Source organism: Parafrankia colletiae (assembly GCF_001854655.1).
GTDB lineage: Bacteria > Actinomycetota > Actinomycetes > Frankiales > Frankiaceae > Parafrankia > Parafrankia colletiae.
Window position 1 is genome coordinate 1 of the sequence record NZ_MBLM01000131.1, and the last position, 17,146, is coordinate 17,146.

At 69.5% G+C, this 17,146-nt stretch carries 17 protein-coding genes; 7 read left to right on the plus strand and 10 right to left on the minus strand.

Annotated features, from left to right (window positions below; translation table 11 throughout):
• Window positions 1-474: 474 nt before the first annotated feature.
• From CC117_RS35120 to CC117_RS21425, 3 genes are all read right to left on the minus strand, one after another.
• On the minus strand, window positions 475-1,845 hold the full coding sequence (locus tag CC117_RS35120) for an autotransporter outer membrane beta-barrel domain-containing protein (RefSeq protein ID WP_084132526.1): 1,371 nt from the start codon (window positions 1,843-1,845) through the stop codon (window positions 475-477).
• 147 nt (window positions 1,846-1,992) lie between these two features.
• Complete coding sequence (locus CC117_RS21420) at window positions 1,993-3,009, minus strand: hypothetical protein (RefSeq protein ID WP_071086938.1); 1,017 nt, start codon at window positions 3,007-3,009, stop codon at window positions 1,993-1,995.
• A 13-nt stretch (window positions 3,010-3,022) separates the two neighbouring features.
• Window positions 3,023-3,559 (minus strand): hypothetical protein, encoded by a 537-nt coding sequence (locus CC117_RS21425; protein WP_241830302.1) that lies wholly within the window; start codon window positions 3,557-3,559, stop codon window positions 3,023-3,025.
• A 111-nt stretch (window positions 3,560-3,670) separates the two neighbouring features.
• Here CC117_RS21425 and CC117_RS21430 point away from each other — a divergent pair, with 111 nt between their 5' ends.
• Complete coding sequence (locus CC117_RS21430; protein ID WP_071086942.1) at window positions 3,671-3,871, plus strand: hypothetical protein; 201 nt, start codon at window positions 3,671-3,673, stop codon at window positions 3,869-3,871.
• A 243-nt stretch (window positions 3,872-4,114) separates the two neighbouring features.
• Here CC117_RS21430 and CC117_RS21435 read toward each other — a convergent pair whose 3' ends face one another.
• From CC117_RS21435 to CC117_RS21445, 3 genes are all read right to left on the minus strand, one after another.
• Window positions 4,115-4,696, minus strand: coding sequence for a dihydrofolate reductase family protein (locus CC117_RS21435; RefSeq protein WP_071086943.1), 582 nt, complete (start codon window positions 4,694-4,696; stop codon window positions 4,115-4,117).
• Window positions 4,697-4,760: 64 nt separating this feature from the next.
• On the minus strand, window positions 4,761-5,582 hold the full coding sequence (locus tag CC117_RS21440; RefSeq protein ID WP_071086944.1) for a helix-turn-helix domain-containing protein: 822 nt from the start codon (window positions 5,580-5,582) through the stop codon (window positions 4,761-4,763).
• Window positions 5,555-5,893 carry a hypothetical protein gene (locus tag CC117_RS21445; RefSeq protein WP_071086945.1) on the minus strand — a complete coding sequence of 113 codons (339 nt, stop codon included), beginning with the start codon at window positions 5,891-5,893 and terminating at the stop codon, window positions 5,555-5,557. Before CC117_RS21445 ends, CC117_RS21440 begins: the two co-directional genes overlap by 28 nt.
• Before the next feature lie 130 nt (window positions 5,894-6,023).
• Between CC117_RS21445 and CC117_RS21450 the strand changes: the two genes are divergently transcribed.
• The 4 genes from CC117_RS21450 to CC117_RS21465 all read left to right on the plus strand — a co-directional run bounded on the left by CC117_RS21450 (window position 6,024) and on the right by CC117_RS21465 (window position 9,856).
• A complete protein-coding gene (locus CC117_RS21450) occupies window positions 6,024-7,259 on the plus strand; it encodes an epoxide hydrolase family protein (protein WP_071086946.1) in 1,236 nt (411 codons plus the stop codon).
• A gap of 120 nt (window positions 7,260-7,379) precedes the next feature.
• Window positions 7,380-7,934, plus strand: coding sequence for an RNA polymerase sigma factor (locus tag CC117_RS21455; RefSeq protein WP_157905435.1), 555 nt, complete (start codon window positions 7,380-7,382; stop codon window positions 7,932-7,934).
• Complete coding sequence (locus CC117_RS21460; RefSeq protein ID WP_071086949.1) at window positions 7,931-9,004, plus strand: CU044_5270 family protein; 1,074 nt, start codon at window positions 7,931-7,933, stop codon at window positions 9,002-9,004. The genes CC117_RS21455 and CC117_RS21460 overlap by 4 nt, the downstream gene beginning before the upstream one ends.
• Window positions 9,005-9,043: 39 nt before the next feature.
• On the plus strand, window positions 9,044-9,856 hold the full coding sequence (locus CC117_RS21465; protein WP_071086950.1) for a class I SAM-dependent methyltransferase: 813 nt from the start codon (window positions 9,044-9,046) through the stop codon (window positions 9,854-9,856).
• Between the two features lie 53 nt (window positions 9,857-9,909).
• Here the strand turns inward: CC117_RS21465 and CC117_RS21470 are convergent, their stop codons facing one another.
• From CC117_RS21470 to CC117_RS21480, 3 genes are all read right to left on the minus strand, one after another.
• The gene (locus tag CC117_RS21470; RefSeq protein WP_071086952.1) at window positions 9,910-11,502 is read right to left on the minus strand and encodes an FAD-binding protein; all 1,593 of its coding nucleotides are present in this window, start codon (window positions 11,500-11,502) and stop codon (window positions 9,910-9,912) included.
• A gap of 61 nt (window positions 11,503-11,563) precedes the next feature.
• Window positions 11,564-12,898, minus strand: coding sequence for a phosphoheptose isomerase family protein (locus CC117_RS21475; RefSeq protein ID WP_131803113.1), 1,335 nt, complete (start codon window positions 12,896-12,898; stop codon window positions 11,564-11,566).
• 430 nt (window positions 12,899-13,328) lie between these two features.
• Window positions 13,329-13,736, minus strand: a complete 408-nt coding sequence (locus CC117_RS21480) for a MerR family transcriptional regulator (RefSeq protein WP_071086955.1) — start codon at window positions 13,734-13,736, stop codon at window positions 13,329-13,331.
• 50 nt (window positions 13,737-13,786) lie between these two features.
• Between CC117_RS21480 and CC117_RS21485 the strand changes: the two genes are divergently transcribed.
• Window positions 13,787-14,683, plus strand: coding sequence for an NAD(P)-dependent oxidoreductase (locus tag CC117_RS21485; protein WP_071086957.1), 897 nt, complete (start codon window positions 13,787-13,789; stop codon window positions 14,681-14,683).
• A 169-nt stretch (window positions 14,684-14,852) separates the two neighbouring features.
• On the plus strand, window positions 14,853-16,304 hold the full coding sequence (locus tag CC117_RS21490) for an FAD-dependent monooxygenase (RefSeq protein WP_071086959.1): 1,452 nt from the start codon (window positions 14,853-14,855) through the stop codon (window positions 16,302-16,304).
• Between the two features lie 55 nt (window positions 16,305-16,359).
• On the opposite strand, the gene CC117_RS21495 is transcribed toward CC117_RS21490, so the two are convergent.
• Window positions 16,360-16,938, minus strand: a complete 579-nt coding sequence (locus CC117_RS21495) for an NUDIX domain-containing protein (protein WP_071086961.1) — start codon at window positions 16,936-16,938, stop codon at window positions 16,360-16,362.
• Window positions 16,939-17,146: the final 208 nt, after the last annotated feature.

Genomic DNA, 17,146 nt, shown 5'->3' on the forward strand with positions numbered 1-17,146 from the left:
CAGGCCCTCAGCAAGCCCGATCCTCCCAGCTCAGGAGCACTTTCCTCTTTCCGGCACCCCAACAGACGATCACCCCGGTGAAAGCCCGAGGCTAGATAGATGGCCTGTGGCTCGGCGGCGAGTTCGTGGCGGGTCCGGCCGGCGGCGCGGAGTTCGCGGAGGACCTGGACCCCGAGTTCCGCCGCGCCCACCTTGTCTCCAAGGGTGGTGGCGCCATCGAGTACTGCACTGGGCCACCGGCCCGCCCGCCTGCTGCCTCGCCTGCTGGCCGGGCGCACCACCGGCCCGGTGTTCCTCGCCGACCGGCGCGCCCCCACCGCCGGGCGCCGCGCACCCGCAGCCGCTGACATCGACCCGGCCACTGGCCGCGGCCGACTGTCCTACCCCCGCGCCGAATACCTGTTCAAGACCGCCACCGCGCGGATCAACCCGCACGGCCACGGCTGGACGCTCCTCGCCGCCGCACCCGCTGACTCAGGCGACGGAGTAGGTGATCGTGCCGGTGTAGGTGCCGGACGTCAGCGTCGTCGGGGTGGCGATGACGAGGGTGGGGTTCCAGGTGGCGGCGGTGGCCCCGGTCTGGCCGGTGACGGTGAAGGCGGTCCGTGGGCTGGTCAGGGGCACGGCGTCGCCGGCGGTGGGCTGGCCGGGGGTGAAGGTGGCGGTGCCGCTGGTGGCGACCGCTGGTCCCGACCAGAACGACAGACGGCTGGTGTCGATGGTGCGGGCCGGGCCGCCGGTGCCGCTGACGAAGGTGGTCGCGGTCACGGTCGCTGTCCAGGATCCGCCTACGAGGTCGCGTAGGTCGGAGACGGTCACCGCGCCGAGGGTGGCGGTGATGGTGTCGCCGACCGGGGCGCTGCCCRGGCTGGCGGTGGCCGGTGCGCTTAATGCCAGCATCCCGGTCGCGGGAGTGACGGCCATCAGGCCGCCGCCGCCCGCGTTGACCTTGCCCACTACTGCCCTGGTCACGTTCACCGTCGCCGATGCGGTGGCCAGGGTCCCGGCTGCCGCGTAGACCCCGTCCGCGGTCGTGGAGGCGCCGGTCCCGGTGGTCGTGATGGAGGCGGTGTTGTTCCGGTCGCTGATGATCGACAGTCCTGCGAAGGCGCCGGATGCCGGCGCGGTCACGGTGACCTTGGCGCCGGTCTGGGCGGTGTAGGAGGCACCCGCGATCGCCACGGCGCAGCCGACCGGGTAGGTCGCGCATGCGAGGTAGAGCGTCACCCCGCTGCCGGTCAGCACGGTGCCGGAGCCGGTGACGGACACCCGCGTAGTGATCACATAGGTGCCGGGGTTGAGCGTCAGACGCGCGCCGCCGCTGACCGTGATGCTGCCGTACACCCCCGGGTTGATCGTCTGACCGCCCCTGGTGAGGGTCACGTTCGTGAACGGCGGCACCGGGGTGRCCGGGCAGGCCGTCGAGGCCGGGCAGGTCGGCACCGCCGCGAACGGGTCGAGGGCCGCCGGCTGCGTCGTCGGGGTCGGGCTGTAGGAGCCGTTGCCCACGGTGGCGAACCCGGCCGGCGCCGCCGGGCCGCTGATCGTGCCGCTTGCGCTGACCGCCCCTGAGCCGACAACCCTCGCCGCTCTGCTGTTGGTCGAGTTCACCAGGATGGCGCCGCTGACCTGCACTGTGCCCGGGTGCACATACAGCGCGTCCTGCGCGGTGGCGTCCAGGACGCACAGCAACGCCGTGCACGGCGACGCCGCGACCGCCCGGTCCGGGGCAACGACGGTCCCGCCGGCCGTGGTGGCAGCCAGCAGCGCCGCCGCCCATACCAGCCGCATCCGGCGCCGCACCCCCACCGGCCGCACCCCCACGATCACCCAACCGATCCGCATGTTACGTAACGTTACAAGAACTGCCCCATCACATCACGTAGCGTGGTGGGGGAATGTGCGACGGATACACCGCTGCGCCGCGGTGCGGCACGTCCCATCAGGGCCCACCCTCCGACACCGGCTGACGCGCCGGTGGGGGTCGGCGTGTCAGGAACCGGCCGCGCGGCGGCGACGCCATCGGCGGGCGAGGGAGAGCAGGAGGCCGAGGCCGAGCAGTGCGCCGCCGGTGGCGGCCGCGGATGTCACCGCGATCCGGCGGGTGGAGGGGCCGTCCACCTTGACCCGGTCGGAGGCACCGCGGCGGTCGGGAAAGCGGATGACGGCCGTGGCGGTCCGTTCCACCAGCCCGCTGTGCAGCTTCACCGTGGCGGTCCACGGCCCGGCGGGTATCTGCCCGTCAAGGGCGAACGAGACCGGGCTGACCTCCCCCGGGGCCGCTGTCGTCCCGAGGTTCGCCGGGAACGGGCCGGCCCGTAGGCCGCCGGGCCCATTGGTCAATGTGAGTTCACCGGACATGTCCAACGCCCGGCCGCCGGTGTTGCGGATCTCCGTGCTGATCGTCAGCCGCCCGTCGAGGAGGCGTTTCGCGGTGAGTGCGGCGATCGTGAAGTCGGCGGCCGCGGGACCACCGGGGCCGATGTCGAGGTACATGCGGATCCCGACCCGGTTGACCGTCCGAATTCCGCTGCCTTCGGGGTCGGGGCTGGCGGCCTGGGCCCAGAGCACGCCGTAGTGTTCCCCCGGTGAGGCGTCCCGCGGTACGTCGATGACGACGGTCGCGGTCTGGCGGGAATGCGCCGCGACGTCGACCACCGGCGTATCCAGACTGGTCCAGGTGGTCAGTTCGTTCGGTGTCCGTCCCTCGGCGAAGTGGAACGCGCTGTCACCCAGGTTCGCGGCCCCCGGATAAAGCTCGATCCGCATCGGACTGCCGGTGTTGTTCAGGACCTGCACCCGGCGGTGCATCGTGGTGCCCGGGTTGAGATGGTCGACGATGTACTGCTTGGCCCGGGGATCTTGCCCAAGGGCCGCGGTGACCTCGCCCAGCCGGATCCCGAAGGTCCCCTCCGTACTGATCGCGGCTGAGGCAACGGAAACGGTGGTGGTCGGGATGAGTATCCCGACCACCACCGCGAGGACACCGGCGATGGTGCCTCTGGTCATCCCGCGACCTCGATCACGGCACCGTCGAGTGGGTGACCGTGGCGGTGTAGTTACCAGCGACGGCGGCGGCCGGGATGTCGACCGTCAACGTGGGGTTCCACGAGGCCGAGTTGGTGCCCGGGCCGCCGGTCGCCGTCACTGTCTGGACGGGGGTGAGCTCCAGGGTGAAGTCGACGGCGGTCGCGGTCCCCGTGTTGTTCACGCGGGTGACCGTCCCGGGGTTGTAGTGGATGTTGGCGACGGGGATCGGGGGCAGGCCGGATCCCGCCGGGGCGTTGAAATTGGTGGTGGAGACGTTCGCCACCCAGCTCGGTGCCGCCGTGCCTCGGTTGTCGATGACTGTGACCTGCCCGAGCTGGCCGGAGACGGGGGTCGTGCCGATCGTGCCGACGAGGGTGGCGGACGTCGGAGCCGTGATGTTCACGGCTTCTCCGGTGAGGGTCAGGGTCACCGCGGTGTCCGCTGTCGCGGCGTTCGCTGGGAGCGCCATACCGACGAGGGCTGCAACCGCGGCGGCCGCGCTCAGCAGGAAGAGTGATGATCTGCGCAATGAAGTACTCCCATACGTGAGCCCAAGCGGCCCTGTGGCGGTGTCGAGCAGGGAGAGCCGCAGGGCACGCGGCGACAAATTATCACTCTGAGTGACCAGCGAAGGTGCACGGTGACGGTGCGTGTCGCGTCGGCCGTCCGCCGCCGATGCCGATGCCGATGCGTTCGGTCCCCCGCCCGACCAGCTGACGTCATCCGGCCACGGAGCCTCCGCAACTTCTTCGGCGCCATCGACGTCGACATCGAAGGCGAGCTCGCCCAGCTCGGCCTGACCGGGTACCGGCCGCTGCGGGTACGCAACACCTTGTTCTGACCGCCGGGAATCGCGGCGAGACACGCGGGGACGGACGGTGCTCGTCAGCCGCTTGCGGGGGGTCGACCAAGATACGACGGAAACCGGCAACCAGTGATCTTGAGTTGAACTTGCCGCAGGTGAGGTRCTGGGGCGGATCGGCGTCGGCTGCCCGACCAGGGACAGCGATGCGCAGACGCAGCCGGAGGCCCGACCTTGTGTCACCGTTCGCAGTGGACTTCTTCGCGTACCCGCTCAGATCGGTCAACGGCGCACCCGATAGCGCAGGTGAAGCACCCGGTTGCCCTGAATCACCACGTCAGGACCCTCCAACAGGTGCTGCGCGTGGACCGACCCGAAGTAGCGCTTCCCGGACCCGAACACCACGGGTACGACGTCCATGCGCACCTCGTCGACCAGACCTGCGGCAAGCACCTGGCCACCGACGTCGCCAGCGGCGACCTCGACCATGCGGTCACCCGCAAGCTCCTGCGCCTTGGCCACGGCTGCCTCGACGCCGTCGACGAAGTGAAACGGCGCCTCGGGGTCCCAGCCCTCGGGCTCCGGCCGGTGCGTCACGACGACCACGTGGTCGATCCCGCCCGGAGGCTTCCCGTCCCAGCCGTCCGTCATGTCGAAGACGTGGCGGCCGACGAGTGTCGCCCCGATCTGGTCCCAGTACGGCCGGGTGTAGTCGTAGGACGTCTGCGACACCTTCACCTCGCCGCTCTCGTCCAACGGGACGTCACCGCTGGACAACCAGTCGAACAGCGGTCCGGGCTGGTCATCCTCGTCCGCGACGAAGCCGTCCACCGACACCGAGCTGTACATGACCACCTTGCCCACGGGGCTCTCCTCTGCTTTGGGGCCCCCAAATTAGCGTGTCGTGAACTGTCGCTCTTGTAAGAAATCAATCGGCCGGCAGCGGCCAGCCGTCCATCGCGTGGCCGGGATGTTCGCGCAGGAACCGCCGCCGGACTTCGACGTACCGGGTCGGCGTGAGCCCGGTGAACGCCCGGAACTCGTGGCCGAAGTGGGCCTGGTCGAAGTAGCCTGCGCCACCGGCGAGGTCGCCCCAGTCGACCGGTCCGGCGGGGTTGATCGCGAACACGGTGGCGGCGAAGCGGTGGGTGCGGGCCAGCCGCTTCGGCGTGACGCCGATGAGCTCCTTGAACCGCTGTGCCAGATGAGTGCTGCTGACACCGGCTGCCACCCTCAGGTCGCCGATCGCCACCGCCCCGCTGGTCGCCGCGATGACGCTGCTCGTATGGCGGACCAGCCCCAGGCCGGCGGTCTCGCGCAGCCGTCGCATCAGCTCCTCCTCGAGCAGCGTCAGCATCTCGTGCGGTCCGTCCGCCGTGGCCAGCCGGTCTCGCAGCTCGGCAACGGCGGGCCGACCCCAAACCTGCTCTACCGTCACCGGCCGGTCGCACAGCTCGGCCGCGGGCATCGGCAGGAACGGCGCCAGCCCCCACGGCTTGACGTGCACGCCGACGGACCGGGTCCGGAGTGGGTAGCCGAACTCAAACGCGCGGGTGGGCACGGTGACCACGCAGCCGTCGGCGTACTCGGCCGTCTCGATGTCGGTGCCGGCGCGGATGCGGAACGGCGCCCCGAGGTTGACGATGAGCAACGCCGACGGCATCGGCGGCAGCGTCAGCCGGGCGTACGGCGGCGCACCCTCCAGGTAGTAGAGGTCGTCGATCAGCCCGTCCAGCGGCGGTCGCGGCACTCTGGACACGTACTCCACGCGCACAGCATCGCCGACGCCCCGCCGGCATCGCGCCGGGATGGTCCAGCCGCGCTGCCGAAACGTCGCCGGTAGGCCTGCGCCACCTCCTCCTCCGACAGGTTGACGGTGGTGGGGCCACTGCGGCGCGGGTACGTCAGCGTCCCACCGGCGCCGGCCACCGCATGCGGCCCGGACACGCTCGCCGCGACGGCGATGAGCAGAAAACCACGGCCGCGGTCGTCCGGATCCGCGACGACGCGGGCCTGGGTGAGCGGGCGGGGACACACCCGTGCCGCCAGGACGGTGTCCATCCAGGGCAGATCCCCGGCGGAGACAGGCACCGGCACGACTCTCGCCGCCCGGCTGCGGCGCGCCGGTATGCCGAGCTCGGGGTCGACCGCCTCCTCGTGTATCCGCTGCCCATCGAGGGAGAATCACGCCGTGACCCCCCTGCGTGCCTTCCCTCTGGAGCCCGCCCCGATCCATGTGTCCGACGACGTCCTCGAGGACCTGCGTGCCCGTCTCACCCTGACCCGTCCGCCGCTGGACGAGGGGAACGAGGACTGGTCCTACGGCGTCCCGGACAGCTATCTGCGGGAGCTCGTCGCCTACTGGCGGGACGGCTACGACTGGCGCAAGGCCGAGGCCGCGATCAACGCCTACGAGCACTACCAGGTGAGCGTCACAGGTGTCCCGGTGCACTTCCTGCGCAGGCCCGGCCGCGGCCCCCGCCCGATTCCGCTGATCCTCACCCACGGCTGGCCGTGGACGTTCTGGCACTGGTCGAAGGTGATCGACCCGCTCGCCGACCCCGCCGCGTTCGGCGGTGACCCCGCCGACGCGTTCGACGTCCTCGTGCCGTCCCTGCCCGGCTTCGGTTTCCCCGGTCCGCTCACCGGCTTTCCCGACGTCAACTTCTGGAAGGTCGCCGACCTCTGGCACACCCTGATGACCGAGACCCTCGGCTACGAGAAGTACGCCGCCGGCGGCTGCGACATCGGCGGGATCGTCACCAGCCAGCTCGGCCACAAGTACGCCGGTGAACTGTACGGCATCCACATCGGCTCCGGGCTGCCACTCGACTTCTTCACCGGTCCCCGCGCCTGGGACTTCGYCCGCAACCGGCCTCTCACCGACGACCAGCCCGCCGACGTCCGCGCCCGCATCGTCGAACTGGACCGCCGCTCGGCGTCCCACCTCGCCGTGCACATGCTCGACGGCGCGACCCTGGCCCACGGGCTCGCCGACTCACCCGCCGGCCTGCTCGCCTGGCTGCTGGAACGCTGGAACGCCTGGAGCGACAACGGCGGCGCCGTCGAGTCCGTCTTCACCAGGGACGACCTGCTCACCCACGCCACGATCTACTGGGTGAACAACTCCATCGCCACGGCGATGCGGTACTACGCCAACGCCAACCGCTACCCGTGGACCCCCGCCCACGACCGCACCCCCGTCGTGCAGGCCCCGGTCGGCCTCACCTTCGTCACCTACGAGAACCCACCCGGCATCCACACCGCCCACGAGCGCGTCCAGGCGTTCACGACCGGCCCACAGGCCGCCTGGTTCCACCACGTCAACGTCAACGCCCACGACCACGGCGGCCACTTCATCCCCTGGGAGAACCCCGACGCCTGGGTGAGCGACCTGCGCCGCACCTTCCACGACCGCAGACCCTGAACGGCCCTGGGGAAGCCACTCATGGAGGACGGCCCATGACGGGATCCTTCACCGGTGGCGGAGCTGTAAGGAACGGGGGATGCCGGACATCCTCTCGGTAGGGACCCGAGGGGAGACGTGGTGCGCACCGAGGATCCACGGGCGGCCTTCACCGTCCTGTACGAGGCCCACTACACCCCGGTACTGCGGTACGCCCTGCGGGAGGTATCCGGGGACGCAGCTCATGATGTTGTCGCGGAGACGTTCATGACCGCGTGGCGGCGGCTCTCCGACGTGCCTGATCCGCCGTTGCCGTGGCTGCTGGGTGTCGCGCGAAGGGTGGTGGCGAACCGGYGCCGCGGCGAGACACGGCTGCGGCGGCTGCAGCTCGCCGTGTGGGAGCAGGCGGAGYTGACCGCGGGTAACCCGGCCGAGGCGCTCGTCGAACGGGATTCCGTGCGCGCCGCGCTGGGACGGCTGTCCTCCTCCGACCGGGAGCTGCTCACGCTCATCGGCTGGGATGGTCTGAGCGTCCACGAAGCCGCCCAGGTCCTGGGCATACGCGCAGGCACGGCCTCGGTCCGCCTGCACCGTGCCCGGCGACGTCTCCAGGACCAGCTGACGGCACCTGCCGCGGCGCCGGTTGGTCCGGACCATCCGCATCATCCGCTCTCCACGGCCGGGGAGGCATCATGATCGGCGATGTTCGGAAGGTCCGCCGCATCCTTGACGGTCACGACCCGGCCGGCGACATCGACGCCACGACGGCCACGAAGACCACAAGGACGGATCGCACAGCTCTTCTTACGCGCATCCTTGCCACCGCAGAGGACCCGAACCCGAACGGGGACGTCCGACATCCCCGCCGGCCCCGCGCGCGGTGGCTGGTGGCGGTGGGGATCACCGCCACCCTGGTAGCGATCATGGTGACGCAGGTCGGCCTGCCGCGCCGCGCCGCCCCGTCCGTGGCCCAGGCGGCTACGCCACCCCCGCTGGCCTACCAGGCCGTGGCGGGCAGCGCCCGGGAGGTGCTGCTGACCCTCGCCGGCCGCATCCGTGCGACCGAGGCCCCCGCGCGGAGCAGCGCTCGCTATCGGTACGTGCGGACGCGGAGCTGGGACCTGTCCACCCGCATCGAGGGGATCCAGGTCCGTTCGGTGGTGCTTCCCGAGATCCGTGAGGTCTGGCGTGCCCCCGACGGCTCCGGGCGCCTCCGGACCGTCCCGGGCGAGCCGTGGTTCCCTACCGAGGACAGGCGGCTGGTCTGGGAGGAGGAGGGGCGTCCGCTGGCAGACCCCGCTGACGAGACCTTTCCGGCCGGCGGGCTGGGTTCCATGTACCCGGCGGACCTGCCCGCGGCCACATCCGCGCTGGCGGACCTTCTCACCGCCGGTCATCCGATGGAGAACGGCCCCGCGGAGACCCTTGTCGCGGTCACCGATCTCTACCTCGAACAGGTTCCGCCCGCTTCGGTACGTGCCGCCCTCCTCGACATCCTCGCCGCCACCGCGGACCTGTACCTGCAGGGCAGCACCGTCGACCGGGCCGGCCGGCCCGCTCTCGCGGTCGCGGTCGACAGCGCCATGTCCGGGCTGCCGACCCGCTATGCCCTGCTCCTCGACCCGGCCGACGGACGTCTCCTCGGGCAGGAACAGACGCTCACCACCACCGCCGGAGCGCTCGGCGTTCCCATTCCCAGCGTCATCTCCTACACCGCCTTCCTCGACGCCGCCCGCACCGACGCGACCCAACCCCCACCACGCTGAGAAACGAAGGAACCGGGCCCGTCGCGGCAGGATGGCACGATGGCAGGGCTGCACCGGCGTGACCTCGGCCGGGTGTTCGACGAGGTGCCGGACATCTACGACCGGGTCCGGCCGACCTACCCCGACGCGCTGTTCGCGGACCTCGCCGCCGTCACCGGCCTGAACGCACGGTCGCCGGTGCTGGAAGTCGGCTGCGGTACCGGGCAGGCGACGCGGCCGCTGGCAGCGTTCGGATGTCCGGTGACCGCGGTCGAGGCAGGCCCGGAGATGGCGGTGCTTGCCCGTCAACGCCTCGCCGCCTTCGGTAACGTCGACGTCGAGACGTCGACGTTCGAGGAGTGGGACGACCGCGGACGACGCTTCGACAGTGTCGTGGCCGCGTCGGCGTGGCACTGGGTGGACCCGTCGACGGGCTGGCACCGGGCCCACGACCTGCTCCGTCCCGGGGGGTGGCTGGCGCTGGTCGACAACGTGGTCGTGCGCCGTCCGGGTGAGCCGGAGGTGTACGCCGAGACCACGGATCTGCATGAACGGTTCTCCCCCGGGAACGCCRCCTGGGGTCACCCGCCGTTCGAGGCCGAGGTACGCCTTGGGGACCAGGGCTGGGGCGCGGTCGACGCTCCTCCCGGTCTGTTCGGGTGGCCGGTCGTGCGCGGGTATCCGACCGTTCAGTGGTTCGACGGCGGCGGCTTCGCCGATCTTCTGCGCTCGACGTCGCCCTACCGCAGGCTCGATCGTCACGTCCGTGAGCCTCTGCTCGACGCCGTCGCGGAGCGGATCCGGACGCGGATGGGTGATCGGGTCGCACGCCGGTACCTGAGTGTCCTGCGCGTCGCACAGCGCGCCGGGTGAATCCAGGAGGCGAGAGGGCCCGGAGCCACCCCGGCGAGCTGTACGGCATCCAGTCACTCCACTGGAATCGACTGCGCATGATGGAAGATGTTCGCCGGATCCCAGCGGCGCTTCACGGCAACGAGGTTCCGTTGGTTGTTGCGGAAGTTATGGAGGAAGTAGAGCCACAGCGCGTCATCGACGTTGCCCCTGTCGTGTGTGCCGAGAACGCTGTCCGGGTAGTTGTAGTATGCGCCTGCAACCGTTCCGCTCGGATCCTTCGCCGGGTCGGGAGTCCCGCCGTACTCGGCGTAGACCTCTCGGTAGAACTCGTTGATCCATCCCAGATGGGCGTCGGCCTGGGCGCGGTAGGGGGGCTGGCTTCCTTCGCCAGGACGCGAGGCGTTGAGCCAGTAGGTCTGGTACTGCAGCTTCATGATCGCGTCGCGTTGGGGAACTGCGGTCGCGCCGGAAGCAACCCGGTTGATGGCTCCCCCGTAACTGTCGACCTGCAGAAGACTCTGGCTCATATCCGGCTCGGAGACACCTTGTGGGGTCGTGTTGAGCCAGCGGTAGATCGCAGCAGCCTGATGCGGCGGGAAGGCCTTGTTCATGTACGCGGACTTGTACTTGCCGAACTGGTTGGGCCCCGAACCGTTCAGCGTCTGCAGCGCTTCGAGGTAGGTGACGTGTTGCACGCTCTCGTTGCCGGTGAGGGCCGTCGTCCAACCTGGGTGGCCGCCGAGCGGGTTTCGCAACGGCGTATGGTCAACGATCGCCCCGAAGCGCGTTCGCGCTTCTGTGTACCGTCGCTCGACCTCGGTCCGGTGGTCGAGGTGGGTGGTCCCTTCGGGGGACACGGCCTGGACGATCATGCCGAGCTGCCCGGACGACACATGCGTGAGCTTCAGCAGGCTGAACTCGGTCTCGGGCATGTCACTCACGAACTCTGCGTAGCAGGCAAGCAGGTCCGCGAAGGAAGCTGTGTCGATCGATGACCAGTTCCAGGAGAGGGTGTAGATCGAAGCGAGTTCCGGGGCCTCGGGCAGCTCATCAAAGTAGTAGCGCAGGATGACACCGAAATTGCCGCATCCGGCCCCCCGCAGGGCCCAGAAGAGATCTCGTTCGTCATTCGAGGTGCTCGTCGCCGACACGTGGTGCAGCTCAGCGCTGTTCGACGACGCGTTCCAGGTCACGATGTCGACCGCGCTGAGGTGGTCGACGACCAGACCGTGCAATCGCGACAGGAGTCCGTATCCACCGCCGGCGATGTGCCCCCCGGCACCGACCGAGTAACAGCTTCCCCCGGGAAGCGTCCTGTTGAAACCGTTCAGCAGGACTCGGTAAACGGACCAGTTCTCACAACCTGCCTCGACGAAAAAAGCGGCCCGTCGTTCGTCCCAGCCGGCACGGTTCATCGAGGACATGTCGATGAGGGCCTTGGTCGCGTCGTTGTAGATGAAGTTCTCGTAGCAGTGGCGCCCGGACACGACCTTGACGTCGCGCCCGTAGCGGGAGATGGCCTCGCCGACGTGTGTGACCGCCTCGGCATCGTTCTTGGGGACATAAACTGCCTCGAGCTTCGAGGCGAACCAGCGCCGGTCGAAGCCTTGTCGGTCGCTGAGAACGACGGGACGTGAACCGATGCCCGCAGACGGGGTGGACATGTTCAGGACTCCATGGTCGAGAAAGGGCCGCGTGTGGTCGGGAAGCGGTGCCGTGGGGACTTCAATAGCCGCGCTGGAGAAAACTCGCCTGGGCCTGGCTGTCGTATTCGATCGCCCCGACCTCCCAGTAGTTCTGCCAGTAGTTGGGCGTCTGGTTGCGTTGGACCATGTGATAGGTCCATTGAGCGGTCAGCAGCCAGAGGACCAGATTCCCGGAAAGCCCGCTGATCGGACAGACCGGCTCGTCGAAGCCCGGGATGTCGAGGACGCCCGCACCGTCGTGGCTGTGTGTGTTGATGGCGACATCCACGTGGTCGCGGAGTGAGCCGACACCTCCGTTCCCATCGAAGGGGCCAAAGGCGACGACCATCGCGCCGATCTGCTTAGCGTACTGAGCGACCTGAATCTCGTCGCTGTTGTCGGGGCTGATCGCGCCAATGAGCACGATGTCGTTGGCCTTGAGCTGCGTCCTGTACAGGTCGTAGGGCTGCATGATCATGCTGCCGGCAGCCGTCTCGTAGGCCTCATTCACAAACATGTTCCGAGTGCCTTCGTAGGGCGTTCCGGCCTGTGGATGCCCATACACGAGAAGGCGCGGGTGATCTGTGGCCTCCGCGAAGAGCAGGATGCGGTCGGCCCAGGCACCCGCCACGCGATCGATCACCTCGAATTCGTGCTCGCGGATCCTTTCGAAGCTCCTCAGGGCATTGTCGAGGTATTCACGGGCCGCGCCAGCACCGTCATCGGATCCCTCGGTGCTGATCTGCTTGCACAAGGCGGCGGTGCAGGCCCAGTAGACCAGGAACTGCGAGAGACCGCTAGAAGATATGATCTTGAACTCGGGAATTGCTGGAGTCGAGATCACGCCGCAACTCCACGTGCAGCCACTGTCGAGCACACGGTCGCAGACCTGCTCGAGTGAGGTGCTCATCTTGACCGGCAGGAGAGCCCCGACAGGGGTCTTGTAGAAGCGGACATAACTGCAGGTGATGCCGACGGTGTACGCGCCTCGGGCACGCGCTTYGTCCGGACCGACATCGGGAACAGTCCCTTTGTCGGGATTGATGAGCGATGCACCGTTCGTGAGCAGGAAGTCGCCCGGCTTCATCTGGCTGTAGTCCGCCGAGATGTTCCGGTCGGCACGCTGTGGCAGCACCGAGGGCTGCCCGGGAATGCCGGGGCTCGCCGCGAACATGGCAAAGTGTCCCACCAGGACGTGCGAGAAGATCCGGCCGCCGGAGGCCTGGCACTCGTAGGCGACCTTCATCGCCTCACAGATTCCAGTGATCTGGGTGTCTCGAATGTGTCGACCGATACCCTCGATCTCCGCGTAAAAAAGCTCCATATAGGGCGGGCCGGCGAGAGGGGGTCCAACGCCAACAGGAGAGTCGTTCATGCGTGTTTCCTTTTTACTGCGTTGACGACGCTGGACGTTGAAGCTTGCTGCGCATTCGGCGCTAAATCAAGAGTCTCACGTCGCKCCGTGGGTGCAAGACGGGGCGGGGGCTACGACCGGGTCGGCCGCACTACCCCGACAAACTGCCGTATGGGGCACCCCGCCCGATCGGTGTTCCACCTGCCGGCAGGGTCTCGTCCATATCGCCATCCCGCCGAACATCAGGACCCTCGGACCCACACCGAGGCGGTGGCCCTCGACGAGAGCCCCGCGATGCTCCCCGCCACGGCGGGCCTGCCGGCGCTGCAGACCACAGGTGGGACGGCTCCGGGACCCGCTGCCCGCCGGGCCGTTCGACCTGGTCGTGTCCGCGTCCCACGGTCGCCTGGCAGCGCCGTGACCCGGTGGTCATCGCCGCCGGCAGCATCCCTCAGACGGGGACGGGATCCAGGTCGGCGCCGTCAAAGGGCGGATAGCTGTCGCTGCCTGTGCGCTCGGCCGCATCAATGTAGGTGACAAGAGCATCGCGGGACTGGGCGAGGCGGTCCAGCTGGTCGTTCAGGTGCGCCAGCCGGGCGCGCATCGCGGCCAGCAGTTCGGGACATCCGGGCAGTTCCGGGGCCTCGCCGACCGCGCAGGGCAGCAGGTACGCGATGTCCTCGGAGAACAGGCCGGCGCCARGCAGGTGCCGGATCTGCGTCACCCGCAGCACGGCGTGCTCGTCGTACTCGCGGTAACCGTTCGCGCGGCGGTCCGCCTTCAGCAGGCCCCGGGCCTCGTAGTAGCGCAGCTGATGGGCGTTGACGCCCGTCCGGCGACTCAGTTCCCCGATCCGCATCGAACATCTCCCTTGACCTTCACACCGGTCTCAACGTTGACGATGCTGCCATGAACGACACCACCGATACTCCTGCATCCGTCACCGTCACCGTCATCGGACTCGGGCTGATGGGCCGGGCGCTCGCCGGCGCGTTCCTGAAAGCAGGCCATCCCACAACCGTGTGGAACCGTACGACGTCCAGGGCCGACCAGCTGGTCGCCGACGGGGCGCGGCTCGCGCCGACGGTCGGCGACGCGCTCACGGCAGGTTCCGTCGTGGTCCTCTGCGTCACCGACTACCAGGTCGTGCACACGCTGCTCGGCGCGCACGACGTCGACCTGGACGCCGCGACGGTGGTCAACCTGACGTCGGGGAGCTCGGCCCAGGCCCGGGACACCGCCCGCTGGGTCGAGCGGCACGGCGCCCACTACCTGGACGGCGCGATCATGGCCATTCCGCCGGCGATCGGGACCGCCGAGGCGGTGATTCTGCTCAGCGGCCCGCAGGCGGAGTCCGAGGCCCACCGGTCAGCACTCGATGCGCTCGGCACCGTCGCCTACCTCGGCGCCGACCCGGGGCTTGCGTCCCTGTACGACGTGGCCGGCCTGGCCATGATGTGGAGCGTTCTGAACGCCTGGCTTCAGGGCACGGCCATGCTCCGCACCGCCGGCGTCGACGCCGCGACGTATGCGCCGTTCGCGCAGCAGATCGCCACCGTGGTGGCCACCTGGCTGCCGGGATACGCCGAGCAGATCGACAGCGGCGTCTTCCCCGCCACCGTGTCGGCGCTGGAGACCGACGCGCGGGCCATGACACACCTGATCGAGGAGAGCGAGGCGGTGGGCGTCAACACCGCGCTACCCACGCTGATCAAAACGATGGCCGACCGCTCGATCGCCGCCGGACACGGCGGGGAGCAGTACCCCGTGCTGATCGAGGAGTTCAGGAAACCCCGCAACGACTGACGGCGGCGGAAGGCGGAGCGACGGCAGACAGAAAACCCCTTTCCGCCACTTTCAACATATAGCACGCCGGGGGTCTTGCCGCAAGACCCCCGGCGCACCGCAGAATCGCAGGCCGGGCGCCGAAACCCGCGCCCACCGAGAATCCGCGCGCACACAGCGAAGGGGATCCATGCCTGATGTGATCATTGTCGGTGGCGGGCCGACCGGGCTGATGCTGGCCAGCGAACTGCGGCTGCACGGCGTGCACACCGTCATCCTGGAAAGGGAGACGGAGCCGAACGGGCACGCCCGGGCGCTGGGCCTGCATGTCCGCAGCATCGAGATCATGGACCAACGCGGCCTGCTCGACCGTTTCCTCGCACTCGGAGTGAAACACCCGCTCGGTGGTTTCTTCGCCGGCATCACGAAACATTTCACCGGGCACCTCGACACCGCACACCCGTACATCCTCGGCATTCCGCAGCATCGCACCGAACAGCTGCTCGCCGCCCGGGCCACCGAACTCGGCACCGAGATCCACCGCGGCCACACCCTGGTCGGCCTCGACCAGGACGACCAGCAGGTACACGCCCAGCTCGCGGACGGCACCCGGCTACACGCCCGGTACCTCGTCGGCGCCGACGGTGGACGCAGCACCGTCCGCACCGCCGCCGGTGTCGCCTTCCCCGGCGAACCCGCCGGCGTCGAATGGCTCCTCGGCGAGGTGCAGGTGACCGCCACCGCGGACACGCTCGCCGCCGCGGCCGCCGACCCCGCCGTCGCCACCGCCGGGCTGCGGTTCGGTCCCGCACCGCACACCGCCGGCGTGTACCGCTTCGTCGCCCGCACCGAGGGCGTCGCCGACGGGGGCCGTGCGGCGCCGCCGACACTGGAGGAGTTCCGGGCCCGGCTGCGGACCCTGGCCGGCACCGACTTCGGCGCGCACACCCCCCACTGGCTCACCCGGTTCGGGGACGCCACCCGCCAGGCCGAGCACTACCGCGCCGGCCGGGTCCTGCTCGCCGGCGACGCCGCGCACATCCACCCGCCGATGGGCGGGCAGGGCCTCAACCTCGGCATCCAGGACGCGTTCAACCTCGGCTGGAAACTCGCCGCCGACGTCGCCGGCTGGGCACCCGACGGGCTGCTCGACAGCTACCACACCGAACGCCACCCAGTCGCCGCCGACGTCCTGGACAACACCCGCGCCCAAAGCCTGCTGCTGTCCCCCGAACCGGGCCCGCAGTCCGTGCGCCGGCTGCTGTCGCAGCTGATGGACATCGAGGAGGTGAACCGGTACCTGATCGAGAAGATCACCGCGTTCGGAGTCCGCTACGACTACGACGGCATCGGGGACGGCGCGGCGCAGGGCCTGTGCGGCCGGCGGATCCGCGACCTCACGCTGAAGGACCACGGCCGGCTCTACCCACTGATGCACGGGGCCCGCGGACTGCTGCTCGACCAGACCGGCGGGCTGACGACGGCCGGCTGGTCCGACCGCGTCGACCATGTCGTCGACCTCAGCGACGAGCTGGACGCCCCCGCCGTCCTGCTGCGTCCCGACGGCCACGTGGCGTGGACCGGTGACGATCAGCAGGACCTGACCGGCCACCTGCGCCGCTGGTTCGGCGCGCCCACCTGACATCCCACCGGCCCGCCGCGAGCCGCCGCGACGGCGGCCGGGTACGGGGTGCGCCTCAGGGGGACCGGTCGGCGAGGAAGGCACAGGCCTGCGGGGGGTTCGCGCACAGCAGGGCCCACGCGGCCAGCGTCGCCGCGTCGCGGATGACACCACCGGCGAGCATGCCCGCCCAGGCCCGGTGGCTGAACCGCCGGGCGACGAGGTCCTGCTCCTCGGTGGACGGCGCCGGCGCACCCGCACTCAGATCAGTGGCCACGAACACCTGACATCCCTGGTTCGCGTAGCCGTACGCGGTGAACAGCCGGCCCAGCGGGTGGAGGAGACCGGCCCGAAGCCCGGTCTCCTCCACCAGTTCCGCCCGGGCGAGCGCGGCGGGGTCGACGTCAGGATCGTCCTCCCAGGAGCCCTGCGGGAACTCCCAGTACCGGCCCCCGACCGGATACCGGTACTGCTCCACCAGCCAGACGCCCTCGACATCCACCGGTATCACCAGGGCGAAATCGGGCTTCTCCACCACACCGAAGACGCCCTCGGACCCGTCGGGCCGCACGATCACGTCCTCGCGCACCGTCATCCACCGATTGGTGTACGCGACCCGGCTGGAACGGGTGGTGATCGGAAGGCCRCCGGCCATGGAACCTCGCCTCGTCTCGGTGCCGTCAACGTCTCGGTGCCGTCAACGCGGTGTCAGCACCGACATCCTCACGATCGTGCCCTTCGCGGCGGGCGACGGGTCAGGCCGCGGCGCGTTCGTCCACTGCCCGGTGGATGATGCGGGCCGCGTCGTCGGGGTCGGGGTTACCGATCGACGTGGCGAACATCAGCTGTGTCCGGGGACGGGC